This is a genomic window from Bradyrhizobium sp. 132, assembly GCF_023074185.1.
GTDB lineage: Bacteria > Pseudomonadota > Alphaproteobacteria > Rhizobiales > Xanthobacteraceae > Bradyrhizobium.
The window spans coordinates 101,901-117,174 of sequence record NZ_JADPKY010000012.1; the positions used below are offsets into that span (position 1 = coordinate 101,901).

Consider the following 15,274-nt stretch of genomic DNA (forward strand, 5'->3'; position numbering starts at 1 on the left):
CCGGCATGAACGAGATTGCGGCAACAGGAATCTCCGTGCTGCTGGTCGACGACCATCCGATCGTGCGGCAAGGCTATCGGCGCGTGCTGGAAAGCCAGGGCGATCTGCATGTCGTGGCGGAAGCCGATAACGCCGCGGATGCCTACAGCGCCTTCAAGGCGCGCGATCCTGACGTCGTCGTGCTCGATATCTCGATGCCCGGCGCGAGCGGGCTGGAGGCGATCCGCAACATCCGCGCGCGCAGCCCGCGGGCGCGCATCCTCGTTTTCACCATGCACAACGAGGCCGTGCTGGTGAAAGCCGCCTTCAGTGCCGGCGCCAGCGGCTTCGTCACCAAGAGCAGCGAGCCGTCCGCGGTCGTGTCCGCGATCCGCAGCGTTGCCCGCGGCGAACGCGCCATGAGCGACGACATCGCGCATATTTTGGCCGAGGACAGCCTCTCGGCGGGCTCGGCGCTGGATCAACTGGGAGAACGCGAGATCGAGATCCTGCGCCAGTTCGCCGGCGGCGCCACCACCGAGCAGATCGCGACGCATCTCAATCTCAGCGTCAAGACGGTGCAGAACTATCACTATCTGATCAAGACCAAGACCGGCGCGCGCACGGATGCGCAACTGGTGCGGCTGGCGGCGAGTTGTGGGCTGACGAAGATTTAAGTGTTCGCCCGTCCCTGGAGACAGGGCGCGCAGAGCCCTCCTCCGCACGCGGGGCCTCCAAGAATATTTCGATCGCCTTAGCGATGCGGATTGGAACGGAGGCGGTCGAACTCTGGTTAGTACCGGAGCGAAGGAGTTCCGCCATGAGTAAGGCTATCCGCGAAGCCACCTATCCCGCGATCATCACTGTCGGCGAGCTCATCGATGAACTCTGCCGCCTGCCAGACACAGCAACGATTCGATTCCACTGCCCCCTGCTCGGACAAGAGCTTGCATTCTACCGGCTTCGAAAGCGGGCGAAGGACCTTGTCGAAATTGAAGTCAATGCGTATCCGGAAAGCCCGCCGGTCGTGCCATTGGCCGGTGCCGCGCTTGGTGGGCGGAAAAAATCTCACCATCCGCGTTCGCTCCGCGATGGTGCCCTTGCCCATAAGGTGGGGGGATAACAAACGCCGGCCATGTCGGCTACCGCTGGCGTTGGAGCGGGTGGGTTGTTCGGCCTACGCCTTCAATCCGCGCAGCAGCAGCGCCAGCGTCGCATCGACGCGCGCCGGCAGATCGGCGTCCTTCCACTCGTCGGCGTGGGCCGGATGGTGGAAGCGGACGGTGGCATCGAACATGGCGCGCGCGGTTGCCTTGACGTCGCCAACCTCGAACACGCCCTGCTTCACGCCGTCGGTCAGGATCGCCCCGATCTGGTCGATCATGGTGTCCTTGTGACACCTGACGGCTGCGCAGGCCTCGCGCGCCAGGGTCAGATAGGTGTCGAACATCTCGGGGTCGTCGAGCACGCGCGAACGCTTGGCGTCGAACAGCGTGCGCAGCCAGCGGTCGAGCCTGACTGGCGCCGGACCCTGCTCCTCGGCGATCGCCAGCAACGGCGCGTCGATACGGTCCAGCCAACGTTTGGCAACGGCCTCGCGCAGCGAGGCCTTGCTCGGGAAATGGCGGTAGACGCTGCCGTGGCTCACATCGAGCGCACGGGCAACGTCGACCACGGTGGCCTTGGCAAGTCCGTAGCGCCGCAACACGTCCTCGGTGACTTCGAGGATCCGCTCCGGCGTCAAGATAACGGCTTCATTCATGCCAGCACCATGGTCCCGTTGAGGGCTCAGTTACCCGGCGATGGAGCTGCTTCCGAAGCGCCCGTGCCGGTCGTTTCGGAAAGCTCTCGCCTTAATGAGGCAGTTTTGCAGCCTGCGCCGCGATCTGGCGCGCCACCAGTAAATTGAGCCAATGCCCAATCGTCCCGGTCAGATTGATGATTTCGGTCGTCATTGTCTTAAGTCTCCAATCGTCCGCGGTTTCTCTTCGGGGAGAACCACGAGACGCCCAATCGGAGCGTCCAAGAACGGATATACACGTCTCGCTGACAGATTTCAATATCTGTCAGTCAATGATCCGTGATTGACAGCCGATTTTTGCGGGCCTCCTCTCCGGCCGCCCTTGGGCCGGCTGGTCCGGTGGATAGTTCGGCGATCTCCCTCTTCCCGGGCTCGGATCGTTTGTTTCGCCCTCTCCGCTCTGCTAAATCACGGCGTAAAAAGCATTTTGGCAGGTAGCGCTCTCTTGGGTCGCCCGCCCACCTTCCTGGAGCAGTCCAATGATCCCCCGCTATACCCGCCCGGAAATGGCCTCGATCTGGGAACCGCAGACCCGGTTCAAGATCTGGTTCGAGATCGAGGCGCACGCGGCTGACGCCCTCGCCGAGCTCGGGACGATCCCCAAGGAAGCCGCCAAAACGGTCTGGGCCAAGGCCAAGGACGTCACCTTCGACGTCGCCCGCATCGACGCGATCGAGCGCGAGACCAAGCACGACGTCATCGCCTTCCTCACCCACCTTGCCGAGATCGTCGGCCCTGAGGCGCGCTTCGTGCATCAGGGCATGACCTCCTCCGACGTGCTCGACACTTGCCTCAACGTCCAGCTCACCCGCGCAGCCGACCTGCTGCTCGCCGACCTCGACAAGGTGCTGGCGGCGCTGAAGAAGCGCGCCTTCGAGCACAAGATGACGCCCACCATCGGCCGCAGCCACGGCATCCATGCCGAGCCCGTGACCTTCGGTCTCAAGCTCGCTTATGCCTATGCCGAATTCACGCGCGCCAAGGAGCGCCTGATCGCGGCGAGGAAAGAGGTCGCGACCTGCGCCATCTCCGGCGCCGTCGGCACCTTCGCGCAGATCGATCCGCGCGTGGAAGAACACGTCGCCAAGGCCATGGGCCTTGTCCCCGAGCCGATCTCGACGCAGGTGATCCCGCGCGATCGCCACGCGATGTACTTCTCGGTCCTCGGTGTGATCGCCTCCTCGGTCGAGCGCTTCGCGGTGGAGATCCGCCACATGCAGCGCACCGAGGTGCTGGAGGCCGAAGAGTTCTTCTCCGAAGGGCAGAAGGGTTCGTCCGCGATGCCGCACAAGCGCAATCCGGTGCTCTCGGAAAACCTCACGGGTCTCTCACGCATGGTCCGCGCCTATGTGACACCGGCGCTGGAGAACGTCGTGCTCTGGCACGAGCGCGACATCTCGCACTCCTCCGCCGAGCGCATGATGGCCCCCGACGCGACCGTGACGCTCGACTTCGCGCTGGTGCGCCTCGCCGGCCTGATCGACAAGCTGCTGGTGTATCCCGCCAACATGCAGAAGAACCTCGACCGCCTCGGCGGCCTCGTGCACTCCCAGCGCGTGCTGCTGGCGCTGACGCAGAAGGGCGCCAGCCGCGAGGACGCCTACAAGCTCGTGCAGCGCAACGCCATGCCGGTCTGGCGCGGCGAAGGCGACTTCCTGCAACTGCTGAAGGGCGACGCCGAGGTGGAGAAATATCTCAGCGACGCCGAGATCGAGGAGCAGTTCGATCTCGGCTATCACCTCAAGCACGTCGACACGATCTTCAAGCGCGTGTTCGGGGAAAGCTGAGTGTCGCGTCCGTAGTGCGTAGCCTGGGTGAGCGCAGCGATAACCCGGGGAGCCACCAACAAAGATCCCGGATGTCGCTTCGCTCATCCGGCTACAACAATAACAACAACAGAGACGGAGCCCCCATGCCGATCGTCAACCGCGTTGCCGCCCTGTCCGACGAAATGGCCGCCTGGCGCCATGACTTCCATGAGAACCCGGAACTGCAATACGACGTCCATCGCACCGCCGGCATCGTCGCCGATCGTTTGCGCGAGTTCGGCTGCGACGAGGTGGTGACTGGCATCGGCCGCACCGGCGTCGTTGGTGTGATCAGCGGCCGCAAGTCGGCCTCCGGCAAGACCATTGGCCTGCGCGCCGACATGGACGCGCTGCCGATCATGGAGACGTCAGGCGTCGCCTACGCCTCCAAGGTACCCGGCAAGATGCACGCCTGCGGCCATGACGGCCACACCGCCATGCTGCTCGGCGCCGCCAAATATCTCGCCGAAACGCGCAACTTCGACGGCACCGCGGTTGTGATCTTCCAGCCCGCCGAGGAAGGTGGCGGCGGCGGCAAGGCGATGGTCGAGGACGGGCTGATGACGCGCTGGAACATCCAGGAGGTCTACGGCATGCACAATATGCCGGGCCTGCCCGAGGGTCATTTCGCGACTACGCCGGGTGCGATGCTCGCCTCCTCCGACAACATCCAGATCACGGTCCACGGCAAGGGCGGCCACGCCGGCGCGGGTCCGCACAAATCGATCGACAGCGTGCTGATCGGCTCGCAGATCGTCAACGCGCTGCAATCGATCGTCGCGCGCAACGTCGATCCGCTGAAGTCAGCCGTCATCTCGATCACGCAATTTCATTCCGGTACGGCCTTCAACATCATTCCGGAGATCGCCGAGCTCGGCGGCACCGTCCGCACGCTCGATCCTGAGGTGCGCGATCTGGTCGAACGCCGCATCGGCGAGGTCGCCGACAGCGTCGCCCGTGCCTATGGCGGCTCGGCGGAGACGAAATACACGCGCATGTATCCGGTGACGATGAACCATGCGCGCGAGGCCGGCCTTGCCGCCGACGTCGCCCGCGACATCGTCGGCGCCGACCGCGTCAACGACAAGTTCATTCCCATGATGGGCGCCGAAGACTTCTCGTTCATGCTGGAAGCGCGCCCCGGCGCGATGATCTTGGTCGGCATGGGCGACGGCAACGAGTGCCACCACCCGGCCTATGTCTTCAACGACAACATCCTCGGCCACGGCGCATCATATTGGGCACGCCTGGTGGAGACGCGGATGCCGGCGGGGTAACTCGGCGAAGAGTATCCCCCTATCGAAGCCCGTGGCGTCTGCATCAAACCACAATAGATAATCCTGCCGGTTTGGGGCGGCCTTGCCAGCCATGCCACCGCGAGGCTACCGCTTCAGATCAGTTGCAAACCTCTCTCTGCTGCCCAATACCGCCGCTCCCCTGCGATTGCCCCGTACCAATTACTTGCCGAGCTTGGGCGCGCTCTTGTAGGCGGAATTGCCGATCACGAGCGCGAAACGGCTCTCGGCCTGCGCGGCGGTACAGCCGAGCCAGTTTGCAAGAACAAGAGAAGCAAGAGCTCAGAGCCCGATGGCGGAAGTCCGGCAATTGTGCTTCGTCATCAATTGCATATTTCGGCGGGTAGCTTGACCGTAGGAGTGGCTGGATGATTGGCCGTCCCGAGCCGGCATCCCTTGGCGATCGGCCTGCATCCGGCGTTGTTGCAGATCATTTGCCCGGAGGCCTGCGGCGTCGACGGCGCAGCCTCCGTTTGCTTCCGGTCCGTATCCCGCCTCCTCGAATCCTCGCGCGTTGCGACCGGCTTCTTCTCCTGAATCTTCTCGCACTCGTTGTCGTCACCGACGTGGTAGCCGGCCCGGCAGGCGATCTTCGCGCATTGATCGCCGTCGGCCTTGAAGCCGAAATTGCATACGAGCGGACAGACGCGTCCCGGCTTCGCCTTCAGCGCATCGAGCGCGTCGACACTGGCAAGCTTTGCGTCAAACTGGGTGCCGGCATATTTGTTGAACAGTGTCAGCGAGCGCTGTGCGGCCGAATTCCATTCACCATCCGCAGCCGAGGCAAGACAACCGACGCGGCGCAATTCGCTCTGCACGGATTTCGCCAGATCAGCTGCCGACAAATTGGATGTCGGCGCCGGCGCGAGGGCTGCCACTTTCTGGCTCCCGGCCTCCGGTATCTGGCGATCGGCTGTCTGCTTGGCTGAAGCCTTCTCCGCCGCTTGTCTGGCGGCGAGTTCGGCTTTGGCCTTCTCCGCCGCCTGCTTCTCGGCCTGCGCTTTCGCGGCGGCGGCCTCGGCCACTTTGCGCTGCTGCTCGGCCGCCTCCGTCCTCGCCTGCTCGATCTGCTTCTGCTTCTCGGCCGCGATCCGCGCCTCTTCGGCGGCCTTCGCGGCCGCGGTCGCTTTGTCCTGCTCGACTTTCTGGGCGCGTTCGGCAACGAGCCTTGTCTTCTCCTGCTCGGCCGCCCTGGACTTTTGCTCAGCCGACGCGCGCGTCTCCTCGGCACCGATCTTGTTCAACTGGCCCTTGGCAAGATTCGCATAGAACCCCTCAGGATATTGCGCCAGAAACGCTTCCCAGCCGTCCCGCGTGCCGAGCTGGAGCGCGAGTTCATAGTCTCGCCTGAGCTCCGACTGGGGATTTGCCTGCGGACCGGTTGCAGCCGGCTTGGCAGGAACCAGCGGCACGTCATCACCGCCCAGCGAGCCATACACGAAGGGTTCCTGCTTGTTCGCGGTGCTCCTCAGCACATCATCGCGCACGAAGCCGAACGCCTTGCGCAGGTCCAGCCCGGGCTTTGGGAGGTGCTCGACAAGCGCCGTGGCGAACGGGCTGTTTCTGGTATCTCCGTCCGACGCCGTCGATCCCGCTTTTGCCGCGAAGGCGATCATGGTGTTGGGGCTGGTCGGCTCGACCTTGGCGAGCCCTCGGCCGATCGCGCGCGAGGCCACCGTGCGCTTCATCGTCTTGGAAAAGGGATTATCACGGCAGGCATCGAGAATGACCAGCCGAAGCTGTTTGGCCGACTCGATGCTCACCAGCACGCGGTCGATCGGCAGCGCCTCGTCGTAGACGTCGGTGTCGGTCTCGAGCGCAGCATCGATCGGAATCAGGTAGTTGGTGCCGTCCACCTCGAGACCGTGGCCCGCGTAATAGACGATCGCGACATCTGCGTCTCGCGTCCGCGCGCCGAACTCGCGCAGGGCCTTGCGCATTTCGGGCGCGTTCAAGTCCTGCCTGACGTCAACCGTGTCGAATCCCGCCTTCTTCAACATGCCGCCGATCAAGGCCGCATCGCCCACCGGATTGGCAAGTTTCGGCGCGCTCTTATAGGCGGAATTGCCGATGACGAGCGCAACGCGCTTGTCGGCCTGCGCCGGCGCGCAGGTGACGAGAAATACAAAAATCAAAGCACAGGAAAATCGAACGATATTCACACAGATCACCCGGGAGTCTTTGATGCACTGCATAGAACTGATCGGTTACGCAACACTAGTTGCACACCTCGACTTGTGACATGCCGGCGCTACCCGGCCTTGAATCTCGCTCAATGCGACACCCCTTGGCAACCGGCCTGCATCCGCCGCCGTTACAGATCATCTGTCCGGAGGCCTGCGACTTCGGCGCCGTGGACTCCGCACCCTTACGGTCCTGGTCGCGCTTCCTGGAGTCTTCGCGCGTTGCGACCGGCTTCTTCTCTTGAATTTTCTCGCATTCGTTATCGTCACCGACGCGGTAGCCGGCCCGGCAGGCGATCTTCGCGCATTGATCGCCGTCGGCTTTGAAGCCGAAATTGCATACGAGCGGACAGACGCGTCCCGGCTTCGCCTTCAGCGCATCGAGCGCGTCGACGCTTGCAAGCTTTGCGTCAAATTGGGTGCCTGCGTATTTGTTGAATAGTGTCAGCGAGCGCTGTGCGGCCGAATTCCATTCACCATCCGCAGCCGAGGCAAGACAACCGACGCGGCGCAATTCGCTCTGCACGGATTTCGTGATGTCGCCGGGCGGCGGATCACTTGGCGGCGGCGACAGCGCGGCGATTTTCCTACCCTCGGCATCGGCCGCCTTCTTGTCCGCGGCCTGCTTCGCTGCCGCCTCGGTCGCCGCCTTCTCGATCGCCCGCTTCTCCGCGAGCGACTTGGCCGCGGCAGCTTCCGCCGCCTTGCGATCTCGTTCGGCTGCCTCTGCCTTGGCCTGCTCGATCTGCTTGGCCTTCTCGGCAGCAATCCTCGCCTCTTCCGCGGCTTTCGCAGCGGCGGCCGCTTTCTCCAGTTCGGCCTTCTGGGCTCGCTCTGTCGCGAGCCTCGCCTTCTCCTGTTCGGCCAGTCGCGCCTTCTCGGTCGCTGCCGTGCGATCCTCCTCGGCGGCAATCTTCTTCAACTGCACGCGGGCGAGGTTGGCGTAAAAGCCCTCCGAATAGGTCTGGAGGAATGCTTCCCAGGCTTCACGCAGGCCGGCCTGAAGGGCAAGCTCGTAGTCTTTGCGCACACTGTCCTGTGGATTTGCCTGCGGACCGGCTGCGGCGGCCGGCCTTGCCGGCACCAGCGGCACATCGCTGCCGCCCAGGGAGCCATAGACATACGGCTCCTGCTTGTTGCCGGTCTTTTTCAAGACGTCGTCACGGACAAACCCGAACGCCTTGCGCAAGTCGAGCCCGGGCTTTGGCAGATGATCGGTCAGCGCCACCGCGAACGGGCTGTTCCGGGAGTCGCCATCGGACGCCGTCGACCCCGCCTTGGCCGCAAACGCGATCATCGTGTTCGGACTGGTCGGCTCGACCTTGGCAAGCCCGCCACCAATCGCGCGCGAGGCCAGGGTGCGCTTCATCGTCTTGGCGAAAGGGTTGTCGCGACAGGCGTCGAGGATGACGAGACGGAGTTGTTTGGCCGGTTCGACCGCATACAGCGCGCGGTCGAGTGCGATCGTCTCGTCGAGGACATCGCCATCGGTTTCCAGCATGGCATCGGTCGGAACGAGATAGTTGCTGCCGTCCAGCTCGATGCCATGGCCCGCATAGTAGATCACCGCCATGTCGGCATCGCGCGTCCTGGCCGCGAACTCGCGTAGCGATCGCCGCATTTCGCTGGCATTGAGGTCCAGCTTGATCTCGACCGTATCGAAACCCGCATTCCTGAACATGCCGCCGACCAGTCCGGCGTCGTTCACCGGGTTCGCGAGCCGCGGCGCGTTCTTGTAGGCGGAATTGCCAATCACGAGCGCGACGCGCTTGTCGGCAAGCGCAGATCCGCAAGCCAGCCAGACGGCGAAGGCCGATATCAAAAGAACTCGAAAGACGTTCATACAATCGCCCAGTCATCGCGTTTCGTCTCGACGCTAGTTGCAAACCTCATAGTTCCCGCCCGTCGCACCATTCGGGCTGGCCCTTCCGGGAATCGCCCCACTCACAAGCCGACATCCTTTTTGAACTGGCCGGCAACCCACAGAGCTGCAATAGATTTGGCCGCTTGCCTCCGGCTTCGATGGCGCAGCCTCGGTTTGCTTCCGCTCCGTATCCCGCCTCCTCGAATCCTCGCGAGTCGCGACCGGCTTCTTCTCGGGCACCTTCTCGCACTCGTTGTCGTCACCGACGCGATAGCCGGCGCGGCAGGTGATCTTCACGCATTGATCGCCGTCGGCCTTGGAGCCGAAATTGCAAATGAGCGGGCAGACTCGTCCGGGTTTTGCTTTCAGCGCTTCGAGCGCGTCGATGCTTGCAAGCTTCGCGTCGAGCTGGGTGCCGGCATATTTGTTGAAGAGCGTGAGCGAGCGCTGTGATGCGGCGCTCCAGTCGCCGTCCGCAGTCGTGGACAGGCAGCCCACACGGCGCAATTCGCTCTGTAGGGATTTTGTCAGATCAGCCGCCGACAATGCCGATGCCGACGTCGGCGAAAGGGCTGCAACTTTTTGCTCGACCTCAGGCATCTGCCGATCGGCCGTCGGCTTTGCCACCTGCTCCGCCTTCTCGGCTGCCTGCTTGGCGGCAAGCTCGGCCTTGGCCTTCTCCGCCGCCTGCTTCTCGGCCTGTGCTTTCGCCGCAGCAGCCTCAGCCAGCTTGCGCTGGTGCTCCGCCGCCTCGGTCCTCGCCTGCTCGATCTGCTTCTGCTTCTCCGCCGCGATCCGGGCCTCTTCGGCAGCTTTGGCCGCCGCGGCCGCCTTGTCCTGCTCGGTCTTCTGGGCGCGTTCGGCAATAAGCCTTGCCTTCTGCTGCTCGGCCGCATTCGCCTTTTGCTCGGCCGACGCCCGCGTCTCTTCAGCGGCGATCTTGTTCATCTGGCCCTTGGCCAGATTGGCATAAAAACCTTCGGGATATTGCGCCAGGAAGGCTTCCCAACCGTCGCGCGTGGCAAGCTGCAGCGCCAGCTCGTAATCCCTGCGAATAGAATCCTGCGGGTTGGCCTGCGCCCCAGACGCGGCCGGTTTGACCGCAACCAATGGCACGTCGTCGCCACCGAGCGAGCCGTACACATACGGCTCCTGCTTGTAGCCCGTGCTCTTGAGCACGTCGTCGCGCACGAAGCCGAAAGCCTTGCGCAGGTCGAGGCCCGGCTTCGGCAGGTGCTCGACCAAGGCGACGGCGAACGGGCTGTTCTTGGAGTCGCCGTCAGACGCGGTCGATCCCGCTTTCGCGGCGAAGGCGATCATGGTGTTGGGGCTGGTCGGCTCGACCTTGGCGAGCCCGCGTCCGATCGCGCGGGAGGCCAGCGTCCGCTTCATGGTCTTGGAAAACGGATTGTCGCGGCACGCGTCCAGGATGATCAGGCGCAGCTGCTTGGCCGGCTCGACCGCGAACAGCGCGCGCTCGACCGGGATGGTCTCGTCGAGCACGTCGCCATCCGTCTCCAGCGTCGCATCGGTCGGAATGAGATAGTTGGTGCCTTCCAGCTCGATGCCGTGGCCGGCGTAATAGATCACCGCCACATCCGCATCGCGGGTCCTGCCGGCGAACTCACGCAACATGCGCCGCATCTCGCTCGCACTGAGATCCAGCCTGACGTCGACGGAATCAAAGCCCGCCTTCTTGAACATGCCGCCGACCAGAGTGGCATCGTTCACGGGATTGCCGAGCTTGGGCGCGCTCTTGTAAGCGGAATTGCCGATCACGAGCGCAACCCGCCGGTCGGCTTGGGCCGGTCCGCAGGCAAGGCCGATGGCCAAAATCAACAAAGCAAATATCCGAAACGGAATCACTTGCGTCCCCCAGGATGCAATTCCGCGAGAATATCCGGGAGCGTGGCCGATTGCCAATTCTTCCTATGTGACAATTGTCACACAAGACCCTCTATCGGGGTATGAATAATGCGGCGAAGCGTCGCTCTGCTTTCGCAGCTGACGCCAAAGCCGGCTGTTGGGTCCGTTACATCTGCACCACCTCGTGGCGCATCACGAACGGTGCAAGCAGTGCGTGCACCTCGCTCGCAACCGCCTCGCGCTGATCAGCTGGCAGGCCCGCCAGCGTAACCGTGGCGATCGAGCCATGACTGCCGTGAGCGCCGACCCTGACCTTGCAGTCGATGCCGCGCTCGGCGAGCGGTGTCAGCACCTTCGTGAACACGCGCTGGGCTGCGTCCCAGCGCAGCTGCGGCTTGAATACCTTGCCGACGCCGGTGACAGGCATCGGGTCGATCGGAATGACCTGCACCGGAACGGCGGCGCGCTCCGGCGTGCGCTCGCGCACCCATGTCTCCAACTCGCCCGATTCGACAGTCGCACCCGGCTTCAGCTGCACGTAACCCACCGGCAATTCGCCGGCATAGGCGTCCGGCTGACCGACCACCGCGGCAAAGCCGACGGCGGGATGCCGGAACATGATCTCCTCGATCGGCGCCGGATCGATGTTGTGGCCGCCGCGGATCACGAGATCCTTGGCGCGGCCGGTGATCCAGAGATAGCCGTCGGCATCGAGCCGGCCGAGATCGCCGGAATTGACCCAGACCTCGTCGACGAAGGCGCCCTTGTTGTGCTCGTCGTTGAGATAGCCGCCGAACACGCCGGGCCCGGCCATGATGACGACACCGATCTCGTCCGGCGCGCAGTCGCGGATCAGCCGGCCGTCGGCATCGAGTTGCACGATGCGGACCCGCGCGTAAGGCATGGGCAGGCCGACCGAGCCGAGCCGGATCGGCCGCGACGGATAGGCCAGCGTGTGCACGCTCGAGGTCTCGGTCATGCCGTAGACCTCGACGACCGGCAGCTTGAGCTTGTCCTGGATCGCAGACCCCACCGCGACCGGGATCGCCGAGCCGCCGCCGGCTGCATATTTCAGGCTGGAGATGTCGGCATTACCGGGCGGCACCCCGAGCGTCGCGGCGAGCACCGTCGGCACGCTCGACAGCGCCTCCGGCTTGAAGCGCTCGACCAGTTGCCAGATATTCTTCACCGCATTCGGATTGCGCCATCCGCTCGGCGACAGCACGACCAGCGAACCGCCGGCGGACAGCGTCAGCAGCACCTGCGTCAGCGAACCCCCGACATGAAACAGCGGCATGCCGAACAGCATGTTGGCGCCCGGCTTGGACTTCAGCAGCAGATTGAGCGCCCAGGCCTGATAGACCTGGTTGGCATGGGTGTGCCGCACCAGCTTTGGCGTTCCAGTGGTGCCTCCGGTGTGGAAATAGGCCGCGATGTCGCTGCCGAGAATCTTGCGCCCGCTGATAAGCCGGTCCGACGGCTGCTGCGCGATCAGATCGCTGAAGGCAAAGGTTCCCTTCGCCGGATCGCCGCCGCCGAACACCTGCACGACCGCCTTGAGATGTTTGAGTCGTGGGCGGATCTGTTCGACCTTCTGCCAGATGTCAGTGCCGGGCATCGGCCCCAGCGCCACCAGAATTTTCGTGTTCGCTGCCTCCAGGATCTCCGCGATCTGGTGCGGCTCCAAGAGCGGATTGACGGGGTTGGCGATGCCTGCGGCCTCCGCGCCGAACAGTGTCACGAAGGCGTCAGGTACCAGCGGCAGCATGAAGCTGATGACGTCGCCTTTCTCGACGCCAAGCGCGTGAAACATGTTGGCGGCCTGCGTGACGCGCGTGATGAAATCGCGGTATGTCACAACGAGAGGCGTGTCGGCGGGATCGGCATTTTGCAGGAACTGGATCGCCGGCCCGTCGGGGTTGCCCGCCGCACCCAGCCTGATCGCGTCGTAGGTGCTCTCGGCCGCGACGCGATCGGCGTAAGGGACCTGCTCGAAGGCTCGAACCTCGGCGTCCGTTGCCAGGTCCGGATAGTCGCTGCCGATGAGCCGATCGAGCGCGTGGATGCCCGCCATGGAATTCCGTCCTCCCTCAGATGCATTCCCCGCGCCCTGTCTTTTGACTTTTTGGGTCGAGGAGGCCTCGACCGATGACCGGTCGAGCACGGACAGAATGATGGATGATTTGGCGTTCGTCCATGACCTAACGTCGCCTACGATCGGGCTCAGACCTTTGAACCTGCGGGCCAGATCCGGGGACCAAGAATTGGCATCAGACCATCATGCCAGCGCCCTGCCGCAAGACTTGAGGTGATCATGACTACGCCCCTGCGGGATTGCGCCACTCGGCCCTTCATCGCGCTCGCCATGACACTTGCGATCATGGCATCGGCGATCGCCCTGCCCCGCGCGGCACTCGCCGAGGACGGCCAGTTCGACAAGATGCGCGCCAAGATCGCGGCCTTCGTCGCCGACAAGATGGAGAAGCTCGGCGGGTCGCGCATCATCTACAAGGTGGACACCGATGGCCTGCGCGAGAGCGTCGTCACGGATTTGCGCGACGACGTCTACAAGAACTTGCGCGAGGGCCGGATCGCCTTCTCCGGTCTTGCGATCCGCGACGGCGGCGTCGAGTTGAAGATCGCCGACGCCAAGGGCCGCGAGCAGCTCGCGCGCAAGCTCGCGTCAGCCGCAGAGGGATTGCCGTCGTATGCACTCGCCGTGACCGACGGCGGCGACGGAATGGTCAGGCTCGCGCCGACCGATGCCGCGTCCTCCGCGCGGCTGCACGAGTTCGTCAAAGATGCCATCGCCATGATCGAGCAGCGTCTGAAGGAAGCCGGCGTCCAGCTCGCCAGCGTCCAGCCCGACGGGACCGATCGCATCCGCATCTTTCTGCCCGGTGTGATGGAGCCCGAGCGCGTCACCGTGATCTTCGCCCGAAGGGTCAAGGTCGGATTCCGGCTGATCGACCTCTCGATGCCGCCGGAGCAGGCGCAATCCGGGGCGCCGCCGGCAGGCACGGAAGTCCTGCCCGGCTTCAAGGACAAGAGCCTTTATCTGGTCGCCAAGGACAGCGTGCTCGACGGCGACGACATCAGCTATGCAGGCCCGGGTTTTGCAAGCGGCACGAAGGACCCGATCGCCTCGTTCCGCTTTAACGGCCGCGGCACGCGGCGTTTTGCCCACGTCACCGAAGAGAACATCGGAAAGCCCTTCGCCATCGTGCTCGACGGCAAGGTGATCTCCGCCCCCGCGATCCGCGAGCCCATCACCGGCGGCTCGGGCCAGATCTCCGGCAATTTCACCCTGGAGGAAGCGAACAGCGTCGCCATGATGCTGCGCGCCGGTTCGCTGCCGGGGCACCTGGGCCTGGTCGAGCAGCAGGTCGTGCAGCCCGCCGCCAAGCCCTAGGGCTGGGATCGCCCCACGCCCCCGCCCCGTCGGGCGCCGAGGTCCACCACGCCGAGGCTCGTACCCCGTGGGCCCGAATCACGGGGGCGCCACGGCCAAACAGGCAATTGCCGAAACCACCGATCCCGCTAAAATTTGCCTCTTGCGGCATGACGGCCGGAGGCTTCATTCAAGTGGTCGTCATTCGATTTCGGCTATACGGGTCGAGAATACCGACCAGGACTGAAGGCCTTACGCGGGGATAGTACCATGCCGTCCGGCAGCGCAGACATTTCGTCGATCCTCGACCGCATTCTCGATGCGGCGACGGATAACCTCAAGATCGCGAAGATCCTGGTCCAGATGGGCCTCGATCCGAACAACGTCACCTACGACGCGATTTTCAATCGGATGCTGGAGATCTTCGTCCACAACATCACGCTGGCCAATATGTTCGCCGCGGTCGGCGCAGGCTTCTTCGTCGCCACCCTCCTGATGCGGACGATGGTGCCGCTGCGCGTCGCCAACATGGTCGGTTGCGCGTTCTTCGCCGTTTTCGGCGCGCTCTCAGCCAACGTCTCCACGTTCCTGCTCTATCTGCTGCTGCTTCCGATCAACGCCGTGCGGCTGCGGCAGATGCTCAAGCTCGTCAAGAAGGCGCGCCATGCGGCCGAAGGCGACATGTCGATCGAATGGCTCAAGCCGTTCATGACCGAACGCAAATACCGCCGTGGCGACACGCTCTTCAAGCTAGGCGATCCAGCCAAGGACATGCTCCTGACCGTCACCGGCAAGTTCCTGGTCAAGGAGATCAATATCGAGATCATGCCGGGCGCGCTGATGGGAGAGCTCGGCTTCCTGACGCCGGGCAACCGGCGCACCGGAACGATCGAATGCATCGAAGACGGGCAGGTGCTGACGATTACCTACGACCGATTGCTCGAGATCTACTTCCAGGATCCGCAGTTCGGCTACTACTTCCTGGTGCTGACCAGCCAGCGCCTGCTGCAAAACATCGATCGGTTGCAGAAGCAGCTGGCCACGGAGCGGGCCGCCACCACGAACAGGATCGCGTGATCGATTGCGC

General features: G+C 63.9%; 11 protein-coding genes. 6 read left to right on the top strand and 5 right to left on the bottom strand.

Annotated features, from left to right (window positions below; genetic code table 11):
- The first annotated feature begins 5 nt into the window (after nucleotides 1-5).
- Both IVA74_RS01150 and IVA74_RS01155 read left to right on the top strand, forming a co-directional pair.
- Nucleotides 6-656: a response regulator transcription factor gene (locus IVA74_RS01150; RefSeq protein ID WP_247339085.1), complete on the top strand. Its 651-nt coding sequence runs from the start codon at nucleotides 6-8 to the stop codon at nucleotides 654-656.
- A gap of 143 nt (nucleotides 657-799) precedes the next feature.
- Nucleotides 800-1,102, top strand: coding sequence for a hypothetical protein (locus IVA74_RS01155; protein WP_247339087.1), 303 nt, complete (start codon nucleotides 800-802; stop codon nucleotides 1,100-1,102).
- 54 nt (nucleotides 1,103-1,156) lie between these two features.
- On the opposite strand, the gene IVA74_RS01160 is transcribed toward IVA74_RS01155, so the two are convergent.
- Nucleotides 1,157-1,741, bottom strand: coding sequence for a TetR family transcriptional regulator (locus IVA74_RS01160; protein WP_247339089.1), 585 nt, complete (start codon nucleotides 1,739-1,741; stop codon nucleotides 1,157-1,159).
- Between the two features lie 518 nt (nucleotides 1,742-2,259).
- Between IVA74_RS01160 and purB the strand changes: the two genes are divergently transcribed.
- Both purB and IVA74_RS01170 read left to right on the top strand, forming a co-directional pair.
- Complete coding sequence (purB, locus tag IVA74_RS01165; RefSeq protein WP_247339090.1) at nucleotides 2,260-3,567, top strand: adenylosuccinate lyase; 1,308 nt, start codon at nucleotides 2,260-2,262, stop codon at nucleotides 3,565-3,567.
- Nucleotides 3,568-3,692: 125 nt separating this feature from the next.
- Entirely contained in the window at nucleotides 3,693-4,865 is a 1,173-nt protein-coding gene (locus IVA74_RS01170; protein ID WP_247339091.1) for a M20 aminoacylase family protein, read from the top strand.
- Between the two features lie 341 nt (nucleotides 4,866-5,206).
- On the opposite strand, the gene IVA74_RS01175 is transcribed toward IVA74_RS01170, so the two are convergent.
- From IVA74_RS01175 to IVA74_RS01190, 4 genes are all read right to left on the bottom strand, one after another.
- Nucleotides 5,207-7,015, bottom strand: a complete 1,809-nt coding sequence (locus tag IVA74_RS01175; RefSeq protein ID WP_247339175.1) for a caspase family protein — start codon at nucleotides 7,013-7,015, stop codon at nucleotides 5,207-5,209.
- 85 nt (nucleotides 7,016-7,100) lie between these two features.
- The gene (locus tag IVA74_RS01180; RefSeq protein ID WP_247339092.1) at nucleotides 7,101-8,909 is read right to left on the bottom strand and encodes a caspase family protein; all 1,809 of its coding nucleotides are present in this window, start codon (nucleotides 8,907-8,909) and stop codon (nucleotides 7,101-7,103) included.
- 33 nt (nucleotides 8,910-8,942) lie between these two features.
- Nucleotides 8,943-10,772: a caspase family protein gene (locus IVA74_RS01185; protein ID WP_249804519.1), complete on the bottom strand. Its 1,830-nt coding sequence runs from the start codon at nucleotides 10,770-10,772 to the stop codon at nucleotides 8,943-8,945.
- A 190-nt stretch (nucleotides 10,773-10,962) separates the two neighbouring features.
- Complete coding sequence (locus IVA74_RS01190; protein WP_247339094.1) at nucleotides 10,963-12,870, bottom strand: acyl-CoA synthetase; 1,908 nt, start codon at nucleotides 12,868-12,870, stop codon at nucleotides 10,963-10,965.
- A 240-nt stretch (nucleotides 12,871-13,110) separates the two neighbouring features.
- On the opposite strand from IVA74_RS01190, the gene IVA74_RS01195 reads away from it, so the two are divergent.
- Both IVA74_RS01195 and IVA74_RS01200 read left to right on the top strand, forming a co-directional pair.
- Nucleotides 13,111-14,208 carry a preprotein translocase subunit SecD gene (locus tag IVA74_RS01195; RefSeq protein WP_247339095.1) on the top strand — a complete coding sequence of 366 codons (1,098 nt, stop codon included), beginning with the start codon at nucleotides 13,111-13,113 and terminating at the stop codon, nucleotides 14,206-14,208.
- Nucleotides 14,209-14,457: 249 nt separating this feature from the next.
- Nucleotides 14,458-15,264 carry a cyclic nucleotide-binding domain-containing protein gene (locus tag IVA74_RS01200; protein ID WP_247339096.1) on the top strand — a complete coding sequence of 269 codons (807 nt, stop codon included), beginning with the start codon at nucleotides 14,458-14,460 and terminating at the stop codon, nucleotides 15,262-15,264.
- Nucleotides 15,265-15,274 lie beyond the last annotated feature (10 nt).